This window comes from Humibacillus sp. DSM 29435 (genome assembly GCF_001758225.1).
In the GTDB taxonomy this organism is placed as follows: Bacteria; Actinomycetota; Actinomycetes; order Actinomycetales; family Dermatophilaceae; genus DSM-29435.
Genome location: NZ_MAST01000045.1, coordinates 240019 through 260862 on the forward strand (window position 1 = coordinate 240019; position 20844 = coordinate 260862).

Below are 20844 nucleotides of genomic sequence, written 5' to 3' on the forward strand. Positions count from 1 at the left end.
GGCTCTGTCGTTTCGCGCCCAGCAGGTTCGGGGGCCGCGAGAACGCGGGAGAACTTCTTGACGATCCACCTGTCATGAAACGGCAATGTCGTCGTCTTACTGGTGACGGACGGTGGAACTCTCTTGAATCGGGGGAGAGTGTGCCGGGGGGCATCTGCACGCATTCCGTCGCATCGCTTTCCCGGGTGGCGGAGGGGATCACCCGGGAAAGCGAAGTTTTTTGGCCGAGTCCCTCGACCAGGGCCGTCCGGCGCGGCACACTGTGCAGGGGCGGGCTGCAGAGGAGACCGGGGTGTCGGCAGAAGCGGTGGTGTGGGAGGCTGACGCGCTCGCGTCCGCCTCCGACGACGTTCTTCTCGAGCGGGCTCGGGAAGGGTCGGCCGACGCGTTCGGCGAACTCTGGCGCCGCCACCTGCAGGCCGCCATGATGGTGGCCGGCCGACACCGAGGTCGCACGAGCGCCGATGACATCGTGGCCAGCGCCGCCACCCGCGTGTTCGACCTGCTTCGCCAGGGACGAGGGCCCGAGACCAACTTCCGCGCCTACTTCCTGAGTGCGGTTCGTAGCATCGCCGTCGACCGTTCTCGACAGGAGCTGCGCGAAGTTCCATCAGACTCCGAGGTGCTCGAGCGGCTCTGCCCTCCCACGGATCTCGGCGCGATGGACGATCGAGAGCTCGACCCCGACCTCGTACATGCCGCGTTCAAGAGCCTCTCCGAGCGGGACCAGCAGGTGCTGTGGCACACCGAAGTCGAGGGAAGCGCTCCTCGGGTGGTCGCGCCGTTGCTCGGGCTGTCGGCCAACTCGGTCAGTGTGCGGGCTCTACGCGCCCGTGAGTCACTGCGCGCCCGTTATCTGGACGCGGTCGCGGCCCGCTTGACGTCCCGGTGCGACAACGACGAATGCCGCTGGGCGGTCGACCACCTCGGTGCCCACGTGCAGGGACGGCTGCGCGCCGGTCAGCGTCGACGCCTCGAAGCGCACCTGACCGGGTGTGTCCTGGCCACGGGCCTGGCCGACGACCTTCGTGCCCTGCACGCCGACTTCGGTGCCTTCGTCGGCCCGATCGTGCTGCTCGCCGGCTTCGGCCTACCGCACCTGCTCGGTTCGGGCGGAGTCGCCGGGATGGCCGCGGCAGCCGGCGCCACAGGTCTTACAACAGGGTCTACCGCGGGAGCCGCCGGCTCAGCGGGCATCGCTGCTGCCGGCGCCACCGGCTCGGCTGGCGCGGCGGGAGCGGGCACGGCTGGTGCTGCGGGTCTGGTGGGGGCCACGGGAAGCGCCGGCATGGGTGGGGCAGCAGCGGCGGCAACCGGAGCCACTGCCACCGGTGCGGCTGCGGCCTCCGGTGCGGCTGCGGCCTCCGGCGCGGCCTCGGCTGCCGCGGTCGCTTCCGGCGCCACGGTGGCCGGTGCGGCGTCAGGAGTCTCGACCGGTGCGGCTCTGGCCTCTGCAGGAGCGAGCGCGGCAGGGTCTGCCACCGCCGCGGTCTCCTCGGGAGCCGCCGTCACAGGGATGGCCTCGGGCCTCTCGGTCACCGCCGTCGCGTCAACCCTGCTGCCGGCCGGAGCCGCAGCCATCGTGCTGCCGGCCGTGGCAGCGCCGGTGGTCGCCGCCGGCATCGGCCTGTCGACTCCCGTCGCGGGGGCTGTGGCGGGTCTCATGCTCGGCGTGGGAATGGCCACCGCCGCCCCAGCCGTCGCTGTCGCCTCGACCCCGCCTCCGGTGGTCTCGGCAGCAGGCGTGCCCGCTGCCCGGTCCGCGCTCGCCGGATCAGGTCTCGTCGTCGACGCGACCATCACCGGCAGCGGCTTGCCGTCACCCGCGAGCAGCTCCAGCCCGACCGCGCTCCCGCTTCTGCTCGACCTCTCGACCGTTCCGGGCTCCGCGAGCTCGATGTCTGCCCCGAGCGGCGCAGTGACGCTCCCCACGGATCCGGCCGCGCCACCCTCTGGTGTCGTCGCGGTTGCGCCGGTGCTGGCTGCGCCAGACGTCGTTGCACTGGTTGCGCCGGTGTCGGTGACTCCGGCTGTCGTTGAACCGGTTGCGCCGGTGTCGGTGGCTCCGGCTGTCGTGGAACCGGTCGCACCGATCGTGGCGGCTCCGCCTGTCGTTGAACCGGTGGTGGTGGCTCCGGCTGCGGTTGCACCGGTCGCGGCAGTCGCGCCGGTCGCGCCGGTCGCGCCGGTGGTGGCGGCTCCGGTCGCCGCCCCACCCGTGGTCGCAGCCTCGGCCGGCGGTTCCTCGACGGGCGACACGACGTCTCCGGCGGCCGCGACCGGACCGATCGGCCAGGCGATGGCTGACACCACCGCTGCGGGCGCCTCGAGCGTTCCGGCATCATCGTCATCGTCATCGGCGGCCGGCATTAGTGCGTCGGCAGCTGCCGACACCGTCATCACGACCTCCATCGGCCACCCACCCGTCAAGGGTGCCGGGGCCGTCACGACGGCGTCGACGGTGGTGGCCGCTCTCGAGGCAGGGGCGGCAGCCGGGTCGGCGTCGCCAGCGTCGGCAGCAGGTGCTGACCCAGGGTCTACCTCCGAGCCGACAGGCGCTGGCGTGCTCACCGTCGAGGGGGTGTGCGTGACCTCACCGGAGTGGGCTGACCCGGCCGCCGGGCTCGACCAGGTCGCTCAATGTCCCCCGGCGGGTAGCAACAGCAGCAACAGCACCGACAGCGCAAACAGCACGGGCACGGGCGCCACGTCGGCTCCATGAGCGAGCTCGATCAGGGCGTCCACTGTGATGGCACGATCGCGGCAGTCAGCGCGTGGACACCAGGCGGGGGTGGCGTTCGAGCCCGGCGAGGCCGTTCCAGGCGAGGTTGACCAGGTGGGCAGCGACCTGGTCCTTCTTGAACTTGCGCTGGTCGAGCCACCACTGACCGGTCAGGGCGAGCATGCCCACGAGCATCTGTGCGTGGATGGCCGCGGTCTTGGGGTCGAGGTTGCGGGTCTTGAACTCCGCCGCGAGCAGGTGCTCGACCTGCGCCGCGACGTCGCCGAGCACGCTCGAGAGGGTGCCGGTGGACTGCCCGGTGGGGGAGTCACGCACCAGGATGCGGAAGCCGTCAGAGCTCACCTCGATGTAGTCCAGCAGCGAGAGGGTGGCCCGTTCGAGCAACACCCGTGCCCCGCCGCCCTCGTCGAGTGCCGTGCTGATGCCGCCGAGCAGCGCGCTGATCTCGCGGTCGACGACGACGGCGTAGAGGCCTTCCTTGCCACCGAAGTGCTCGTAGACCACGGGTTTGGACACATTCGCCTTGGCCGCGATCTCCTCCACGGTCGTGGCCTCGAAGCCCTTGTCGGCGAAGAGCCTGCGCCCGACGACAATCAGCTGCTCGCGTCGCTCCGGCCCCGACATCCGGGCGCGGGGTCGCGAGCGGTCAGGTCGGTCGGCTCGATCGGCGGTCACGCTGCCATTGTGCCGGTGCGGCGAGCTTCGGCCCCCACCGACGCCGGATGCCGGCTCGCTGGCGCCCGCGCCCGCCCGCACCGCCTCGCCGGTTGACTCCGTGTTCTCTGACCGCGCCCGCACACGATTCAGGCGGCGGGGCGATCTGCACTAGCCTGTGCCACGAGCGTCGGCCCGTGGCCGGTGCCGTCCTGGGCCCGGCAGCAGCCGGCCCGGGTTCGTTCCCCGGTTGGTCTGCCGGCAGGGCCCGCCTGACTTTGAATCAGGACTAGCGACGTAGGTTCGACTCCTACCCGGGGAGCACGTGGTGCCCGCTGCCCACCCGACGGCATCGGAAACGCGGGCCTGGCGAGGTGAATCCTCACCGGCGCGTCACGAGGGAGCGGTGCGGCGCAGGTAGCATGGCTGCGGCGCGCTCGGGCGAACGTCCGACTCATCGCCGCACCTGCACCTGAACCTGAAGGAGCGCGTCCCGTGAGCGATCCGCGGCAGACCGCCGTGATCGTCCTCGCTGCTGGCGAGGGCACACGCATGAAGTCGTCCATCCCGAAGATGCTGCACACCATCGGGGGCCGAAGTCTGCTCGACCACGCGGTGCGGGCCGCGCGCGGCATCTCGCCCGCTCACCTCGAGGTGGTCGTCCGATACGAACGAGACCGAGTGTCAGAGCACGTGCTCTCCCTCGACGACGGCGTCATCATCGCCGACCAGGACGAGATCGCGGGCACCGGGCGGGCCGTCGAATGCGGGCTGCAGGCGCTCCCCGCCGACTTCGCCGGCACCGTGGTGGTCACGATGGGCGACGTGCCGCTGCTGACGGCCGACACCCTCGCCGGGCTGGTCGACGCGCATCTCGCGACGCATTCGGCGGCCACGGTCATCACCGCCACGCCGGCCGACCCCACGGGGTACGGACGGGTCGTGCGGGGGATCGACGGCGCGGTCGAGGCCATCGTCGAGCAGAAGGACGCCACCGAGGCGCAGCGCGCCATCCAGGAGGTCAACAGCGGCCTCTACGCCTTCGACGCGGTCATGTTGCGCGAGGCGCTAGCCCAGGTCGGCACCGACAACGCGCAGGGTGAGAAGTACCTCACCGACGTCGTGGCGATCGCCCGCAGCCGGGGGCTGGCGGTGCAGGCCCACCTCATCGCCGACCTCTGGCAGACCGAGGGCGTCAACGACAAGGTGCAGCTGGCTCGTCTCGGCGCCGAGCTCAACCGGCGCACCGTCGAGGCGGCCATGCGCGAGGGGGCCATCGTCATCGACCCGGCCACGACCTGGATCGACGCCGACGTGACGATCGGGCACGACACCGTGGTGCACCCGGGCACTCAGATCCACGGCGCCACCACGATCGGTCGTGACTGCGTGATCGGGCCCGACACCACCCTGATCGACGTAGAGGTCGCCGATGGCGCCAGCGTCGTGCGCAGCCAGGTCGAGCTGGCCGTGATCGGGCCCCGGGCGACCGTGGGGCCGTTCTCCTACCTGCGGCCCGGCACCCGGCTGGGCGCCGAGGGCAAGATCGGCGGCTTCGTCGAGACGAAGAACGCCCAGATCGGCGACGGCGCCAAGGTGCCGCACCTGACCTACTGCGGTGACGCCACCATCGGTGAGGGGGCCAACATCGGCGCCGGGACGATCTTCGCCAACTACGACGGCATCACCAAGGAGCACACCGACGTCGGGGCGTACAGCTTCGTGGGCAGCAACTCGGTGATCGTGGCCCCGCGTGACATCGGCGCCGGCAGCTATGTGGCCGCAGGCTCCGCCGTGGTGAGCGACGTCGGCCCCGGCCAGCTCGCGGTCACTCGGGCTGCGCAGCGCAACATCGACGGCTGGGTGGCACGGCGTCGGTCGGGCACCCGCACCGACCAGGCGGCCCACCAGGCCAACGCGGCTGCGGCGGAGGCCAAACTGGCAGAGCAGCCCGGGGCGGTGGCCCCCGGCGACGACTGGGCCGCGGCCGATGCGAAGGAGGCCCAGCGATGAGCGGCCTCAACAAGACCCCCGAGAAGCACATGATGCTCTTCTCCGGGCGGGCGCACCCACAGCTGGCCAACGACGTGGCTGCTCAGCTCGGCATCACGCTCGTGCCGACCTCGGCGTACGACTTCGCCAACGGCGAGATCTACGTGCGCTACGAGGAGTCGGTGCGCGGGTCGGACGCGTTCGTCATCCAGAGCCACACCGCGCCGATCAACGAGTGGATCATGGAGCAGCTGATCATGATCGACGCCCTCAAGCGGGCTTCGGCCAAGCGGATCACGGTGGTGCTGCCGTTCTACGGCTATGCCCGGCAGGACAAGAAGCACCGTGGCCGCGAGCCGATCTCGGCCCGGCTCATGGCTGACCTGTTCAAGACCGCCGGCGCCAACCGGCTGATGGCCATCGACCTGCACACCGCCCAGATCCAGGGCTTCTTCGACGGCCCGGTCGACCACCTCATGGCGATGCCGATTCTCGCGAGGCACGTCGCCGACAAGTACGGTCACCTCGACCTCGCCGTCGTCTCACCGGATGCCGGTCGCATCAAGGTCGCCGAAGACTGGTCGAGCCGCCTCGGCGGTGCCCCGCTCGCGTTCGTGCACAAGACCCGAGACATCACCCGGCCGAACGAGGTGGTGGCCAACCGCATCGTCGGCGAGATCAAAGGCCGGGTCTGCGTGCTCGTCGACGACATGATCGACACCGCCGGAACCATCACCAAGGCCGCCGACGCGCTGCTCGGCCAGGGAGCGGCATCCGTCATCATCGCGGCGACGCACGCGATCCTGTCGGGCCCGGCCGTCGACCGGCTCAAGTCGTGCAAGGTCGAGGAGGTCATCGTCACCGACACCCTGCCGATCCCCGACGACCGGCGGTTCGACAAGCTCACCGTGCTGTCGATCGCGCCGCTCGTCTCGATGGCGATTCGCGAGGTCTTCGAAGACGGCTCGGTGACGAGCCTCTTCGACGGCAAGGCCTGACTTGGCGCCGCAGACCGCGCGCCGTTCGGCACGTGCTCCGGCGGTCATCGCTCTTGTCGCCGCGGTTGTGGCGGTCATCGGGTTCGTGGTGTCGCGCCCCGAACCGCAGCCGACCTCCGCAGCCCGGCCCACATCGACCGCAAGCAGCGCCAGCCCGACGGTCGGGCCACCGACAGCCACCACGTCCGACGACGGCCTCGGCGTGTCGCCGGACGCGAGCGACAAGGAGTCGGGCGATGCCTCCTTCGACGGTTCCGACGACGGGGGCCCGCCCGTCTCTGGGTCACCGCAGAACCGTGAGGATGCCGTCACTGCGTTGGCGAAGCTGGCTCGGCGCACCCCTGGTGACCCCTTCGCCATCGGCCGGGTCGACGCCCCGGTCGTGATGGTCAGCTACTCCGACTTCCAGTGCCCCTTCTGCGGGAAGTTCGCCCGTGACACCGAGCCCAGGTTGATTGCCAAGTATGTGGATGCCGGGGTGCTGCGTATCGAATGGCGCGACTTCCCGTACCTCGGTGAGGAGTCGGTGACGGCCGCAGTGGCGGGCCGGGCGGCGGCGCGGCAGGGAAAGTTCTGGGCCTTCCACGACGCGCTGTTCGCCCAGCAGCAGCCGACGAACAGTGGTCGGTTGACCCCGGCGTTCCTCGCTTCGGTGGCCGTCAAGGCCGGGCTCGACGGGCCCCAGCTCACCCAGGACCTGCGCGACCCGGCCCTGAAGGACGCGGCCGAGAAGGACTTCGGCGAGGGGCAGAACTCCGGCGTCACCGGCACTCCGGCCTTTCTCATCAACGGCGAGCCCGTGATCGGGGCCCAACCGGCGGCCGTGTTCGAGCAGGCCATCGACCAGGCGGCTGCCGCGGCGCGATGACCGACATCGGGCTGCTCGGCGCCCTGGCCGCCGGCGTTCTCGCACTGCTCTCGCCGTGCAGTGCGCTGTTGCTGCCGTCGTTCTTCGCCTACGCGTTCACCAGCCGCTCGGCGCTCATGGCCCGCACCAGCGTGTTCTACCTCGGGTTGCTGATCACCCTGGTGCCCCTTGGCACCGGAGCGGCCCTGGCCTCGCAGGTGTTCTACGGGCACCGGGCCGTGCTGATCACCATCGCCGGATGGGCGATCATCGCGATCGGCGTCTTTCAGGTGCTCGGCGGCAGCTTCGCCCTGCCGTTCGCCGACCGGTTGCAGGGCTGGGCCGGTGGCCGCGGTTCCGGTCGCAGTGGCTACCTCTCGACTCTCGTGCTCGGAGCGGTCTACGGCCTCGCCGGGTTCTGCTCCGGGCCGGTGCTCGGGGCGATCCTCACCCTGGCTGCGACCCGGTCGAACCCGGTCGGCGGCGCCCTGCTCTTGGTCGTCTACGCGCTGGGAATGGCTCTGCCGCTGTTCATCCTGGCCGCCCTCTGGGACCGCTTCCGACTCGGGGAACGTCGGTGGCTGCGCGGGCGGATGCTGCACCTGGGACTGGTCACGGTGCACAGCACGGCACTGGTCTCGGGGCTGCTCTTCATCGCGATCGGCGCGCTGTTCCTGCGCTTCGACGGCACCGCCGGGATCGTCGGGGTGCTCGGCCTCGGGGACACCACCGATCTTGAAGTGACCGCCCAGAACGCCGTCACGTCAGCCACGGCCGGCTTCCCGATCTGGGGGCTATCGGCCGCGGTTGCGCTCGTCGCCGGGGGAGTGGCCCTGCGCCGCACCCTGCGCCACCGGTGACGGATGCTCTTGCGTGACTACTGAGGCTTGCTGCCGCGGCTGAGGTCGGCGGTGAGGTTGGCGAGCAGCTTCCAACCGGGCATGGGCAGCTTCTGCACCTGCCGAGCCTCACCCGGGATCGGGGCCCAGGGACCCACCTTCACCGTCCCGGCGGCGCCGTCGATCTCGTAGGGCGCTGTCTGGATCGTGCGGGTGTCTCGCACGCGGTACCAGTTGTACGGGAAGCTGGCGGTGTCATGCGTGATGGTGCGATGAACGACGGCAGCGAGCAACGTCCCGTCCTCGCATGGGCTGAGCGAGACCAGCCCCAGCAGGGGCGGCTTGGTCTCGACATGGTTCCCGTTGTAGTACACGTCCTGGGCGCCATCGCCCATCGAGAGATGCTCGCCGAGCACGGCGTCACCCAGGGATGGGAAGGCGATCCAGCGTGGTGCGGCTCGGGTGCCGACGATGTAGCTGCGCACCGACGCGTGCGAGACCAGGGCGAAGCCGTACGGCTGGTAGACCCACAGGTAGCTCTGGTCGACCGCCACTCTGGTGCACGGCCCCCAGCCGGGCACCATCGGCAGGTAGTAGTCGTGGTTGCCGGTGTTGAGGTAGATCTGTGCTGATCCGTGCATCGACGCGTAGATCATCGCGTCGCCCCAGCCCGGCGGGATGGCGGCGCTGTCGGGATCGTCAAGCAGAGCCACCGGGCCGTTGACCGCGGCGATCGAGTCGACGGGTGAGGTCGTCTGGGGCCACCAGTTCACTCGCTCGAGCTCGCCCGTGTTGTAGCCGTCGGTTGGTTTCAACGTCCACGCCATGACACTGCCGGGTGCTCCCGTGCCCTCGGCGGTCCCGGCGAACAGGTTCAGGCCTTTGTCGGTCTCGTCGGCCACACAGAGATCGGTGAGCGCGGGGTTGAAGTTGTCGAGGATGTTCCGGCCGTGGTCGAGCGACACGTCGTCGTGGTGCGCCCAGCTGTGGTCGACCCAGTGGCTGGAGCCGGGGTAGTCGCTACTGCTGCTCTTGAGCACGAAACAGTGGTAGGCGGGCTTGAAGTTGAACTCTGATGACACCTGGCCGTTCGTGATGGTCGACGCCGCATCAGGCACCAGCACGAGGCGGTGGTAGTAGTTGCGGTCGCTGCGGTCGGTCCACGAGCCGCTCTTGACGTTCTGGGGGCCGGTGAGAAACTTTAAGGCGTAGTTGTCCGCGATGCAGGCGTACACCCCCCACTGTTGTGCCACGCTCGCCAGGCCCTTCAGGGCACGCAGCATCCTGGCGTTGCACGACTGGTACTCCTTCATCCGCGCCTCGGCGTAGGCGACCAGATCCATCAGCTTGCGCTCCAGCGTGTCCTTGTCCCCGGCCGAGAGGCTGCTCGACGAGCCCGGGGCGACGTCGTCGAAGCGCGCCAGCAGGTCGTCGGAGTTGGTCATCGCTGTGATCGTCATAGTCGTGCTCACCAGGTCGGAGTAGGTTTTGCAGCAAACCCCGAGCACGGCAGGCCAGAGCGGATCGTTGTGGTTCTCGGGAGCTTGCAGGTACTCCAGCACCTTCCACTGCTCGAACATCGACACGCTCTTGTGCGGGCCGATATCGGACACCACGATGGTGCTGGCCCCGAGCTTGACGTAGAAGGCCTTGTAGTCCTCATGGGTGTTCAACGGCCTGGCCAGAATGGCTCGCAGGGCTTTGGCCTGCAGGGTCAAGGTGGTGGCGTAGGTGAGAACGTCGTCGTGGACCGACTTGATGTTCTGCAGCTGGGTCTGCGCCGCGAGCCCCTTGAGGAACGTCTCGAGCTTGGAGACGTCAGACTCCTCCTTCGGCCCGAAGCAGCGCAGGATCTGACCGATCACCGAGAAGAGCGCTCCGATCAGCATGCCCTCGGGGCCCGCCGCGGCCAGAAAGGTGCTGATGAGCGGGGCCAACGACGCGCAGATGTCCATTAGCTCGGCGGCGCCGGTCACCGCGTCACCCTTACTGAACGCCTTGACCGCGGCGATGACGCTCTTGGTGATCGCGGGGGCCGCCTTGGCGATGGCGTCGGCGGTGTCCTTGGCCGCCTTCCGCTCATCGGCGCTGCGCTTCTCGTCCTTCTCCACCGCGCGGGCGTCGTCGTAGCGATGCTTGACGTCGTTGATCTTGGACTGCCATCGCACGTAGTCCTCGTAGTCCATGCCGCCGATCTGCATCTGCTGGAGGATGTCGAGGCTGTCGTTGACTAGGTCGTCCTGCGCGCTCATGGTGGGCTCCGTCGCGACACGGTGATAGCTCTGCGGCGAATGCCGCGAAAGTACTTTAGCGGCGGATATCTCACATTGGAAAGAGCGCTGTGAGTAGAGAGGTTCCTGGCCTGCGGGGCAGACGCTGCTGTCAGCGCGGGCCGGCCGGTTCTCGCGCCTGGGTCTCGACGGCCTTTCGGGCTCGGTAGGCGGCGGTGTGAACCCGCGCTGCGCACCCGCCCTCGCAGAACCGGCGGGAGCGATTGCGGGAGAGATCGACCACGACGTCGTCGCAGTCGGGCGCCTCGCAGACTCTGAGGCGATCCAGCTCGCCCTCGCGCACGACGTCGACGACCGCCATCGCTGCCTCGACCGTCATCCGGGTGGCCAGGGGTGCGTCGGCCGAGGTGGCGTGCACGTGCCAGCCGAAGCCGTCGTGGTCGACCAGCCTGGGCAGGGCTGCGCCTTCGACGAGCAGGTCGTTGGTCAGGTCGACCACCCCCTGCTCGTCACGCTCCCAGAGCTCACGCAGGCGCGGCCGCAGCTCGCGCACCGCAACCAGCTCAGCGGCATCCGCGTCGATGCGGCCCGTCCAGCCGTGACCGGAACAGAACTGCGTCAGCTCGGCCACGGTGCCCAGGGTGTCGGGGGAGCTGTCACCGGTGACCGAGCCGGGCAGGGTGTTCACCAGGGCCGCTGCAGAGCTGAGTGCGGCCTCGGTGTCATGAGCGAATACCACTTTGACTCCTAACCGGACCATCCGATAATGTCATGAGTGTAAACGAGTTTGGGTCCTGACGCCTCCGGGCGTTCACGAGGTTGGAGGTGTCATGTCGGTGGAGATCATGTCGCGCACGGGAGAGTTGACCGGTGGAGAAGTCACGGGCATGACCCGCCGTTCCCCGGTTCGGGCGGGCGTGCGGCATCCGCTCGTCGGTGTCGGGGTGGCCCTCGCCTCGGCGGCCGCGTTCGGCACGTCCGGGCCGTTCGCGAAGTCGCTGCTCGTCAGCGGCTGGTCGCCGGGGCTCGTGACGACCCTGCGCCTGACTCTCGCTGCTCTCGTGCTGTTCGTCCCCGCCCTGATGGCACTGCGGGGCAAGTGGGGCGTGCTGTGGCGCAGCAAGTGGCTCGTCGCCGGCTATGGGCTGACCGGGGTGGCCGGCGCCCAGCTGGCCTACTTCAACGCGGTGACCCACCTGTCGGTCGGCGTCGCCCTGCTGCTCGAGTACCTCGCCCCGACGATCATCGTCGGCTGGCTGTGGGCCCGGCACCGCCAGACGCCGCGCCGCCTGACCGTCACCGGCATCGGCCTCTCGATGATCGGCCTGCTCCTCGTTCTCAACCTTGCCGGCGGCGCCCGGGTCAGCCTCATCGGGGTGGCGTGGGGGTTGGTGGCCGCGGTGTGCCTGACGATGTACTTCCTGCTGTCCGACCAGGTCGACGCCGATCTGCCACCGATCGCCTTGGCCGGCGTCGGGCTGTTCGTCGGCGCCGTCGCCCTCTGGTCCGCTGGCCTGCTCGGCATCGTCGACCTCACCAAGGGTGCCACCCGCGTCGACCTCGCCGGGTCGATGGTGGCGTGGTGGGTGCCCCTGCTCGTCATCGCCCTGCTCGCGGCGGCGTTCGCCTACGTCACCGGCATCGTCGCGGTGCGCATGCTCGGGGCGAAGGTCGCCTCCTTCGTGGCCCTCACCGAGGTGCTCTTCGCGGTGCTCTTCGCCTGGCTGGTGCTCTCCGAGCTGCCGAGCCCGATCCAGCTCGTCGGTGGCGTGCTCATCATCGCCGGCCTGGTTGCCGTGCGCACCGACGAGTCGCGCAGGCCCGCTGCCTGACCGCCCGCCCCAGGGGCGCTCTCGTGCAGCCACTGATTTCACGGGTGCCCGCCGCTTCCCGTAGGATCGAGAAGTTGCCTCGGCGAGGGACGACGCACGGCCGCTCTGCGGGCGCGCCGGGTCCGTGATCGACGCGGTGGTGCCTGACCCCTGGGTCGGGTCCGCCCCTGCGTGCGGACCCTCGAAATCCTGGCCTGCTCCGCGCGGCGTCCCGCGTCGAGGCCAAACCTCGTGCCGACCCCGAACATCAGGAGTACCCCGTGTCTGACACCATCAAGCTCGTCGCCGAGAAGCGCACCGACTTCGGCAAGGGCGCCGCACGCAAGATCCGCCGCGCCAACAAGATCCCCGCCGTCATGTACGGCCACGGCACCGACCCCATCCACATCTCGCTGCCGGGCCACGCCACGATGATGGCGCTCAAGCAGGCCAACGCCCTGCTCACCATCGTCATCGAGGGCGACGAGCAGCTGGCCCTGGCCAAGGACGTCCAGCGCGACGCCATCAAGCCGGTCATCGACCACATCGACCTCGTCGTCGTGCGCAAGGGCGAGAAGGTGACGGTCGACGTGTCGGTGCACCTCGAGGGCGAGGCGGCCCCCGAGACCAACGTGACCCTCGACCGCAACGTGCTCGAGATCGAGGCGCTGGCCACGAACATCCCCGAGAATGTCGTCGTGTCTGTCGAGGGGCTGCGCGCCGGCACCCAGATCCTGGCCGGAGCGATCGAGCTGCCCGAGGGTGCCACGCTGGTCACCGACGCCGAGGCGCTCGTCGTCAACGTCACCCAGCAGGTGTCGGAAGAGGCCCTGGAGGCCGAGCTCGCCGACCTCGAGGCCGAAGCCGGCATCGAGCGCGAGGAGTCCGACGACGACGCTGCAGAGGCCGCCGACGGCGCTTCGACCGGTGCTGGTGGCGAGTCGGCCGAGAAGCCCGACGAGTCCTGATCTCGCAGGCCGGCGTGCGCCGGACCCGGTGACAAGAAACAGAACCCATCACCTAGAACTCTGAACGAGAACCCGACCATGGACCCCTGGCTGATCGTCGGGCTCGGTAACCCGGGCCCCCAGTACGCCGGCAACCGCCACAACGTGGGCGCCATGGTCGTGGGCGAGCTGGCTGCCCGCGACGCCTCAGGCGCCGCGGGCAGCCGTGCGTCGTTCAAGGCCCACCGAGCCAGGGCCAGCGTGGCGCAGGTGCGCCTGGGCACCCGCGCGGGCGGCGCACCGGGGCCCAAGGCCGTGCTCGCAGTGCCGAGCACCTACATGAACACCTCCGGAGGCCCGGTCGCCGGCCTGCTGAAGTACTTCGGCGTGCCACTCGAACGACTTGTCGTCGTGCACGACGAGCTCGACATCGAGGCCGGCGCCATTCGCCTCAAGCGCGGGGGAGGCGAGGGCGGCCACAACGGTCTCCGCTCGGTGACCCAGTCGCTCGGCTCCAAGGACTACCTGCGGGTGCGGGTCGGCATCGGCCGCCCGCCCGGTCGACAGGACCCTGCCGACTTCGTGCTCAAGGACTTCTCCAAGCTCGAACGCGCCAACCTGCCCTTCCTGCTCGATGACGCCGCGGATGCCGTCGAGGCGCTGATCGAGGTGGGGCTGGAGGCCGCTCAGCAACGCTTCCATGCTCCCCGCTGAGCCGACGAAAGCGTGCAGGTCTGAGCCTGACGTGGGGTCCTTTTGCCCAATTTCGCCGATTCCCTGCGAGGCCACATTTCACTGGATACCTTGAGGGAAGTCAGTTGGTCACGCGTTCGCGCGCTGCGCCGGTGCACTGACGGTCGCGGCGTCGCGGGGAGGCTGACGCCACCTCAGTGCTGGACTGCTTGACAGCAAGGAACGGAACAAGGGGATCGTGGCGGGCGCGACACAGTCGTGCCCGCGCGGCGATGGCGCAAAGGGTGCCGGACGCCCATCGGGGCACGACCCACGAAGTTGACGAGGAGTTCGAGAGTTGATGAAGACCACCGCAGACGAGGCGCCTGCCGGCGCCGGAGTCGGCGCCGCTGAGCCCGTGCTCGATGACCATGAGCTGGCCAGAGAGCTCGCCGACGGGGCCGGGCAGCTGCTGCTCGACCTGCGCGAGCAGCTGAGCGACCCGGCCGAGCTCAAGCGAGAGGGCGATCGCCGGTCGCACGTGTTTCTGATGGCCGAGCTGGCCCGGCTCCGCCCGGACGACGCTGTGCTCAGCGAAGAGGGCAAGGACGACGCTGCCCGCCTGAGCGCATCGCGGGTCTGGATCGTCGACCCCGTCGATGGCACCCGTGAGTACTCCGAGAAGCCGCGCGAGGACTGGGCCGTGCACGTCGCACTGTGGCAGGACGGCGAGCTGGTGGCCGGTGCCGTGGCCCGGCCGGCCATGGGATCGACGCTCTCGACCGCAGCCCCTGCTCCGGTTCCCGCGGCCGACGGCAACGACATCCGGCTCGCGGTGAGCCGTTCGCGCCCACCCGAGTTCGTGGGCCGCCTCGCCGAGACCCTCGGCGCTTCGCTGGTTCCGATGGGATCGGCCGGCATCAAGGCGACGGCGGTCCTGGATGGACACGTCGACGCCTACGTGCACGCCGGAGGACAATACGAGTGGGACTCGGCCGCGCCCGTCGCGGTCGTGCTCGCCTCCGGACTGCACGCCAGCCGGATCGACGGGTCGCCACTGGTCTACAACCAGGCCGACCCGCTCCTGCCCGACCTGTTGATCTGCCGACCTGAACTGGCCGAACGACTTCTGGCGACCATTTCCACCCTGACTCATGAGGACGTCAAGCAGTGAACTCTCCAGCGCACGACTACCAGCTGAGCCAGCTCGACCTGCTCGAGGCCGAGGCCATCTTCATCATGCGAGAGGTGGTCGCAGAGTTCGAGCGGCCGGTGCTGCTGTTCTCCGGTGGCAAGGACTCCATCGTCATGCTGAAGCTGGCCGAGAAGGCCTTCTACCCGGCCCGAATCCCGTTCGCCGTGATGCACGTCGACACCGGCCACAACTTCGACGAGGTGCTGGCCCTACGTGACGAGCGGGTCGCCGAGCTGAAGGTTCAGCTCATCGTCGCCAGCGTGCAGGAGGCGATCGACTCGGGCCAGGTCGTCGAACCGCCCGACGGCACCCGAAACCGCATCCAGACGCCCGTGCTGCTCGACGCGCTCGAGAAGCACCGCTTCACCGCGATCTTCGGTGGAGCCCGCCGCGACGAGGACAAGGCCCGCGCCAAGGAGCGGATCTTCTCCTTCCGCGACGAGTTCGGCCAGTGGGACCCGAAGAACCAGCGCCCCGAGCTCTGGAACCTCTACAACGGGCGCATCCACACGGGCGAGAGCATCCGCGTCTTCCCGCTGTCGAACTGGACCGAGCTCGACATCTGGCACTACATCAAGCGTGAGGAGATCGAGCTTCCGTCGATCTACTACGCCCACGAGCGTGAGGTCTTCGACCGCGACGGCATGCTCTTCGCCGTCCACGAGAAGAAGCAGCCCAAGCCCGGCGAAGAGGTGTTCACCGAGATGGTGCGCTACCGCACCGTCGGTGACGCCAGCCTCACGGCCGCCGTGCGATCCGAGGCCGACACCGTCGACCTCGTCATCGACGAGGTGGCCTCCACCCGAGTGACCGAGCGCGGCGCGACCCGCGGAGACGACAAGTTCAGCGAAGCGGCCATGGAAGACCGCAAGCGTGAGGGGTACTTCTAAAATGATGGACATTCTGAGGTTCGCCACGGCGGGCTCGGTCGACGACGGCAAGAGCACCTTGATCGGGCGCCTGCTGTACGACACCAAGACCGTTTTCCAAGACCAGATCGACGCCGTCGAGAAGGTCAGCCACGACCGGGGTGACGACTACGTCGACCTGGCGCTGCTCACTGACGGTCTGCGCGCCGAGCGGGAGCAGGGCATCACCATCGACGTGGCCTACCGCTACTTCGCCACGCCCAACCGCAAGTTCATCATCGCCGACACCCCGGGGCACATCCAGTACACCCGCAACATGGTGACCGGAGCCTCGACCGCCGACCTGGCGCTCGTGCTCGTCGACGCCCGCAAGGGCCTGGTCGAGCAGAGCCGTCGGCATGCCTTCCTCGCCTCGCTGCTGCAGGTGCCACACCTCGTGCTCGTGGTGAACAAGATGGACCTCGTCGACTACTCGCAGGAGGTCTACGAGAACATCCGGGAGGAGTTCACCCAGTTCGCCGCGAAGCTGCGGGTGCCCGACCTGACGGTGATGCCGGTGTCTGCCCTCAAGGGCGACAACGTCGTGACGCGTTCGGCGAACATGCCCTGGTACGAGGGGCCGAGCCTGCTGCACCACCTCGAGAACGTGCACGTCGCCAGTGACCGCAACCTCATCGACGTGCGCTTCCCGGTGCAGTACGTGATCCGCCCGCAGTCCGATGAGTGGCACGACTACCGCGGCTACGCGGGCCAGGTGCTCGGCGGCATCCTCAAGAAGGGCGACGAGGTGATCGTGCTGCCCTCGGGTTACACCAGCAAGATCCTCTCGGTCGAAACGGCCGATGGCGAGGTCGACGAGGCCTACGCACCGATGTCGGTGACCGTTCGCCTGGAGGACGAGATCGACGTCTCGCGTGGGGACATGATCTGCCGGCCGAACAACCAGCCGACCGTCGCTCAGGACATCGACGCGATGATCTGCTGGATGGACGAGTCTGCTCCGATGCGAGTCGGCGCCAAGTACTCGATCAAGCACACGACACGCACTGCGCGCACGATCGTCAAGGGGCTGCAGTACCGCCTCGACGTCAACACGCTGCACCGCGATGAGGAGGCGAACGAGTTGACGCTCAACGAGATCGGCCGGGTGCGCCTGCGCACGACGGTTCCGCTCATGGCCGACGACTACTCGCGCAACCGCAACACCGGTGGCTTCGTGCTCGTCGACGAGGGCACCAACCGCACGGTGGCAGCCGGCATGATCACCGAGGCCAGCTGAGCTCGCGCGCATGTCGTGAGGTGCCCCGGTCAGGAAACAGTTCGACTGGGTGGTTCGAGTCCGCGTGCGGACCGCCCATCCAACCGAGACCTGACCGGGGCACTGTCATGCCCGCCGGTCGTCGAACGGCTCGCGCCACCGAGTGACCCATCGACTGAACGAAGCACTCGTTCTCGATGAGACCTCCTGCAGCGCAACGCTGCTGGAGCTGGACTGGTTAGCCTCCGTCCCGAGCCACCCGACCGCCGTGAGGTGCTGAGGGAGCGCAAGGGTCGCCTTCTCCGGTGCGCCGCCCAGCCGCGGGGACACCAGGCCCCCAGGGGCTCGGTGACGCGTCACCGAGCCGGTCACCGGGCCTGATATCGGGCCGGTCACCCGGGCTGGCGACCGGCCGCGCCCCCCACTTGCGCGCTGTCCGAGCCTTCTCCGAGCGTGCGAAAAGCACAGAGGCGCCAGCAGGACCTCTGTCCTGATGGCGCCTCTTCCCTGTCGAACCCGACAGGGGAGCCCACTACGTGTCAGCCGTGCAGGGCCTGCAGCTGCCGGCGGCGAGTGCCGACGGCAACGAATCCGCCACCGAGCAGCACCAGGATGCCGCCGGTGATGGTGATGGCAGGCAGGGCCGAAGAGCCGGTCATGGCCAGAGCGGAGGACCCCAGGGTCTCATCGAGCTTCACGGCGAGGGGCCGGGAGAGCTTGGCTCGTACCCCGATGCTCTTTCCGGTGGCGTCTACCGTCGCCCGCGCGACGGAGACCGTCATGAGCTTGCCGCTGGCGAAGTCCTGCCTCGTGACGACGTAGGGCTTGTCACCCGAACACGTCATGCTCTGCCCCGGCGCAACCGCCGTGCTGGGGCACACCACGCGGATGGACTGCTTGGTCAGCAGGCTGTCGGTGACAGACAGGTGGCTCAGCTGCAGCTTGCCCGTGTTGCTCACCACGAACTGGAAGGTGACCTTGTCACCCACATCGGTCACACCGTTCATGGCGTACTCATCGGACACGTGAGTGATGCGCGAGACCAGCGAGATGCCAGGCTTCGGAGCCGGAACCCGCGGAGCCTTGGGTGGCCGGTCGACCTTGACGGGTTTGGAGGGCGTGACCCGCACCCGGTTGGCGATCGGGGAGATCACCAGGGTGGACACCGCCTTCGCGGTGGTCCGGCCGTCCTTGGACCGAGCTGAGACGACGGCAGTGTTCACGACCTTGCCCATCACCGCCTGAGCAGACTTGACCCGGTAGCCCGGCGACCAGCACCTGATCGACTGCCCGGGGGTGTTGGCCTTCAGCGAGCCGGAGTGACAGGTGATGGTGAGCCCCCTGTCACGCAGCAGACGGCTGGTGATGGCCGGCGAGGTGAGGGTCACGTTGCCCGAGTTGGACAGGTCGTACACGAAGCCGACCGTGTCGCCGACCGAGACCCGCCTGTTCCCGTCGGCATCCAGCGTGAGGTTGTAGGTCTGCTTCACTCGGATGCCGGGAACCGCCTTGATGTCCTTGGCGGCCTTGAGCCAGGCGGTGGTCGACTGGGCGGTCCCGATCGTGCCGGTGGCTCTCGCCGTGACGGCGACGGCGCCCCCGTCGACGTCACTCTGTCCTACGGAACGCACGGTCGTGCACGACACCGAGGCGCCCGGAGCGATCGTGCTGGCCGCGCACGTCGACGTGCCGGTGCCACTGCTGAGAGCAAGAGCGGACGCCTTGGTCTCGGCGCGGTTGGTGACGGTCCAGACCACCCGGAAGCTCTCACCAGCGTCGGTGCGCCGGTTGCCGTTCGCGTCCACGAAGACCGAGCTCTTCACGGTGAGAACCAGACCCGCACCAGTGGCGGCCTTCGGCGGCGTGGTCGGCTTGGGAGTCGTCGGCGTGGTGGTCGGCTTGGGAGTCGTCGGCGTGGTCGTCGGCTTGGTCGTCGGCTTGGTCGTCGGCTTGGGAGCAGTCGTGGTCGGCGGCGTGCTGGCGGGGGTGGTAACGGGCGGTGTCGTGACGGGTGGTGTCGTGACGGGCGGTGTCGTGACCGGCGCCTCCGCCGGGGGCGTCTCCGGTGCAGCGGGCGCCTCCGCCGGGGCCGTCTCCGGTGCCGCCGACTCGACCGGGTCAGCGGCGGTCGGGGACGACGAGCTGGTGTCCGCCGACACCGACGGGGTGTCGTCGGCGTAGGCCGTTGTCACCGAGGCCAGCGGCACGAGAGCCAGCGCGACCGCAGCAGCGCGCGCCCCGGCTCGAGTCGCCAACCCCCTCCGATGACCGTCGTTCCGGGTCCCCACAACGGTTCTGCTCGTGCGCATTCGTATCCCCAAAGTGACTAGTCGGTGCGTCGCCGTTCGGGCGTTGCACCTGAGCGCGGCGCGAACGCCGAAAGAAATTTTCCCCAGCCGAAACATACCCCGGCGCAGACGTCGATACCCTCGATTTCGCCACCTTGGCGTGGCCAAGATCGTCCCGATCTGTCGACCTCAGCCGGTCGCCGACCCTTCGAGTCGGTCCCAGCATATGGACGCTCAAAGCGCAGGTGATTGTGCGTTTCGTTACCTAACCGATACTGTCGCCGCCCATGACTCCCCTAACAAGACGCGGTGTGCTGCGCGGCGGTACGGCCTTGGGCACTCTTGCCCTTGCGTCGGCCGTGCCGGTCACCGCTTTCGCCCGTCCATCCAAGGCCACCCCGCAGGCCGCCCAGCAGGCCGCCGGTAGCCGCTTCGCCGGCGACCCGGGTTCCGGCAAGCTTTACTACGGCGCGTCCGTGGTTGCCAGCTACGGTCTGTCCACCCTCGAGTCGCAGCTCAAGCACAAGGTCGGCGTTCACCGAGGGTACTTCGTGCCCAAGAGCCAGAAGGGTCTGCTCCAGCAGGTCAAGGACGACCACGCCAACGGTCGTCTTCCCTCGGTCTCGACGAAGGTCCCCGACACGTGGGGCAACATGGCGGCCGGCAAGCAGGACGCCTGGCTGCGGGTTCTGCTCACCGCGCTGGCGCAGGCCAAGAAGCCGGTCTTCCTGACCTTGCACCACGAGCCCGAGAACGACACCGGTGGCAATGGTATGAAGCCGCAGGACTGGCGCTCGATGTACGACCACGCCGTGGTGCTGGCCGCATCCGTGGCGCCGAACGTGACGATGGTGCCGATCCTCATGCAGTTCACGTTCGACCCCGGCTCAGGGCGCAAGCCCGCCGACTGGGTGCCCACCACGACCAAGGTGTTCAGCACCGACTGCTACAACGCCTGGTCGCAGTCCAACGGCCTCAAGTGGCGGTCCCTGGGCGACAAGATGTCGATGACGTTGCCCTACGCCAACGGCCGGCCCATCGTGTTGGGCGAGTACGGATGCCGCACCGACCCGAAGAACCCGGGACTGGCCGCTGCCTGGATGCGGGACGCCTTCGACTGGTGCCGCACCCACAACGTGGTGTCGATGTCGTACTTCAACTCCTACCAGCACAGCCGTTTCGGAAGCTGGGAGCTGGACACCGAACGGCTGAACGCCATGAGGACGCTCATCACCAGTCCCTACTCGGTCAGTCTCTGACCACTCTCTGACCAGACGCCGAACCGCTCACGGCGAGCGGTCAGGCCAGCACCACACCGCGCCCCTTCGAAGCCTGGCTTCGAAGGGGCGCGTCGGTGTCTGATCCGCGCCCGCAGGTCGTATAGGGCGAATTACCGCATCCGCCCTGACAGCGGTCGCGGAGGAGGTACCGTGACCAAGCGGGATCACCACGGATGCCGACGCAACGTGAGAGGAAACCGACGACCCAATGGTTGCAACA

At 68.8% G+C, this 20844-nt stretch carries 17 protein-coding genes and 1 tRNA gene; 14 read left to right on the forward strand and 4 right to left on the reverse strand.

All coding sequences use genetic code 11. The annotated features are described in order from the left end of the window. Positions 1-292: 292 nt before the first annotated feature. The gene (locus BA895_RS24825) at positions 293-2722 is read left to right on the forward strand and encodes a sigma-70 family RNA polymerase sigma factor (protein WP_139142776.1); all 2430 of its coding nucleotides are present in this window, start codon (positions 293-295) and stop codon (positions 2720-2722) included. Positions 2723-2767: 45 nt separating this feature from the next. On the opposite strand, the gene BA895_RS19160 is transcribed toward BA895_RS24825, so the two are convergent. Further along, the gene (locus tag BA895_RS19160) at positions 2768-3367 is read right to left on the reverse strand and encodes a TetR/AcrR family transcriptional regulator (RefSeq protein ID WP_070193529.1); all 600 of its coding nucleotides are present in this window, start codon (positions 3365-3367) and stop codon (positions 2768-2770) included. A 273-nt stretch (positions 3368-3640) separates the two neighbouring features. Here BA895_RS19160 and BA895_RS19165 point away from each other — a divergent pair. From BA895_RS19165 to BA895_RS19185, 5 genes are all read left to right on the forward strand, one after another. Then, positions 3641-3719: transfer RNA gene (locus BA895_RS19165), tRNA-Gln, on the forward strand. Between the two features lie 173 nt (positions 3720-3892). Then, entirely contained in the window at positions 3893-5410 is a 1518-nt protein-coding gene (glmU, locus tag BA895_RS19170) for a bifunctional UDP-N-acetylglucosamine diphosphorylase/glucosamine-1-phosphate N-acetyltransferase GlmU (RefSeq protein ID WP_070193467.1), read from the forward strand. Next, on the forward strand, positions 5407-6387 hold the full coding sequence (locus tag BA895_RS19175; protein ID WP_070193468.1) for a ribose-phosphate diphosphokinase: 981 nt from the start codon (positions 5407-5409) through the stop codon (positions 6385-6387). The genes glmU and BA895_RS19175 overlap by 4 nt, the downstream gene beginning before the upstream one ends. A gap of 1 nt (position 6388) precedes the next feature. Beyond that, a complete protein-coding gene (locus tag BA895_RS19180) occupies positions 6389-7255 on the forward strand; it encodes a thioredoxin domain-containing protein (protein WP_254666561.1) in 867 nt (288 codons plus the stop codon). Next, positions 7252-8094, forward strand: coding sequence for a cytochrome c biogenesis CcdA family protein (locus BA895_RS19185; protein WP_070193469.1), 843 nt, complete (start codon positions 7252-7254; stop codon positions 8092-8094). The genes BA895_RS19180 and BA895_RS19185 overlap by 4 nt, the downstream gene beginning before the upstream one ends. A gap of 17 nt (positions 8095-8111) precedes the next feature. On the opposite strand, the gene BA895_RS19190 is transcribed toward BA895_RS19185, so the two are convergent. Further along, positions 8112-10325, reverse strand: a complete 2214-nt coding sequence (locus BA895_RS19190; RefSeq protein ID WP_070193470.1) for a hypothetical protein — start codon at positions 10323-10325, stop codon at positions 8112-8114. Positions 10326-10455: 130 nt separating this feature from the next. Beyond that, the gene (locus BA895_RS19195) at positions 10456-11043 is read right to left on the reverse strand and encodes a CGNR zinc finger domain-containing protein (protein ID WP_070193471.1); all 588 of its coding nucleotides are present in this window, start codon (positions 11041-11043) and stop codon (positions 10456-10458) included. Positions 11044-11191: 148 nt separating this feature from the next. Between BA895_RS19195 and BA895_RS19200 the strand changes: the two genes are divergently transcribed. From BA895_RS19200 to cysN, 6 genes are all read left to right on the forward strand, one after another. Beyond that, positions 11192-12136 carry a DMT family transporter gene (locus tag BA895_RS19200; RefSeq protein ID WP_254666562.1) on the forward strand — a complete coding sequence of 315 codons (945 nt, stop codon included), beginning with the start codon at positions 11192-11194 and terminating at the stop codon, positions 12134-12136. Between the two features lie 260 nt (positions 12137-12396). Continuing rightward, on the forward strand, positions 12397-13083 hold the full coding sequence (locus BA895_RS19205) for a 50S ribosomal protein L25/general stress protein Ctc (RefSeq protein WP_070193473.1): 687 nt from the start codon (positions 12397-12399) through the stop codon (positions 13081-13083). 78 nt (positions 13084-13161) lie between these two features. Beyond that, on the forward strand, positions 13162-13776 hold the full coding sequence (pth, locus tag BA895_RS19210; protein WP_070193474.1) for an aminoacyl-tRNA hydrolase: 615 nt from the start codon (positions 13162-13164) through the stop codon (positions 13774-13776). A 319-nt stretch (positions 13777-14095) separates the two neighbouring features. Next, entirely contained in the window at positions 14096-14908 is an 813-nt protein-coding gene (locus BA895_RS19215; protein WP_070193475.1) for a 3'(2'),5'-bisphosphate nucleotidase CysQ, read from the forward strand. Continuing rightward, entirely contained in the window at positions 14905-15819 is a 915-nt protein-coding gene (gene cysD, locus BA895_RS19220; protein ID WP_070193476.1) for a sulfate adenylyltransferase subunit CysD, read from the forward strand. Before BA895_RS19215 ends, cysD begins: the two co-directional genes overlap by 4 nt. Before the next feature lie 4 nt (positions 15820-15823). Beyond that, the gene (gene cysN / locus BA895_RS19225) at positions 15824-17077 is read left to right on the forward strand and encodes a sulfate adenylyltransferase subunit CysN (RefSeq protein WP_083283568.1); all 1254 of its coding nucleotides are present in this window, start codon (positions 15824-15826) and stop codon (positions 17075-17077) included. A 518-nt stretch (positions 17078-17595) separates the two neighbouring features. Here cysN and BA895_RS19230 read toward each other — a convergent pair. Further along, complete coding sequence (locus BA895_RS19230; RefSeq protein WP_139142777.1) at positions 17596-18879, reverse strand: hypothetical protein; 1284 nt, start codon at positions 18877-18879, stop codon at positions 17596-17598. Between the two features lies 1 nt (position 18880). Between BA895_RS19230 and BA895_RS19235 the strand changes: the two genes are divergently transcribed. Together BA895_RS19235 and BA895_RS19240 are read left to right on the forward strand one after the other, a co-directional pair. Further along, complete coding sequence (locus tag BA895_RS19235) at positions 18881-19237, forward strand: hypothetical protein (RefSeq protein WP_139142778.1); 357 nt, start codon at positions 18881-18883, stop codon at positions 19235-19237. Positions 19238-19631: 394 nt separating this feature from the next. Further along, entirely contained in the window at positions 19632-20603 is a 972-nt protein-coding gene (locus BA895_RS19240) for a hypothetical protein (protein WP_139142779.1), read from the forward strand. Positions 20604-20844 lie beyond the last annotated feature (241 nt).

Excerpts from the sequence above, each read along its gene's own strand:
- BA895_RS19160 (WP_070193529.1), bottom strand. The coding sequence starts at position 3,367 with ATGTCGGGGCCGGAGCGACGCGAGCAGCTGATTGTCGTCGGGCGCAGG.
- BA895_RS19175 (WP_070193468.1), top strand. The coding sequence starts at position 5,407 with ATGAGCGGCCTCAACAAGACCCCCGAGAAGCACATGATGCTCTTCTCC.
- BA895_RS19185 (WP_070193469.1), top strand. The coding sequence starts at position 7,252 with ATGACCGACATCGGGCTGCTCGGCGCCCTGGCCGCCGGCGTTCTCGCA.
- BA895_RS19190 (WP_070193470.1), bottom strand. The coding sequence starts at position 10,325 with ATGAGCGCGCAGGACGACCTAGTCAACGACAGCCTCGACATCCTCCAG.
- BA895_RS19200 (WP_254666562.1), top strand. The coding sequence starts at position 11,192 with ATGACCCGCCGTTCCCCGGTTCGGGCGGGCGTGCGGCATCCGCTCGTC.
- pth (WP_070193474.1), top strand. The coding sequence starts at position 13,162 with ATGGACCCCTGGCTGATCGTCGGGCTCGGTAACCCGGGCCCCCAGTAC.
- BA895_RS19215 (WP_070193475.1), top strand. The coding sequence starts at position 14,096 with ATGAAGACCACCGCAGACGAGGCGCCTGCCGGCGCCGGAGTCGGCGCC.
- cysN (WP_083283568.1), top strand. The coding sequence starts at position 15,824 with ATGGACATTCTGAGGTTCGCCACGGCGGGCTCGGTCGACGACGGCAAG.
- BA895_RS19240 (WP_139142779.1), top strand. The coding sequence starts at position 19,632 with ATGACTCCCCTAACAAGACGCGGTGTGCTGCGCGGCGGTACGGCCTTG.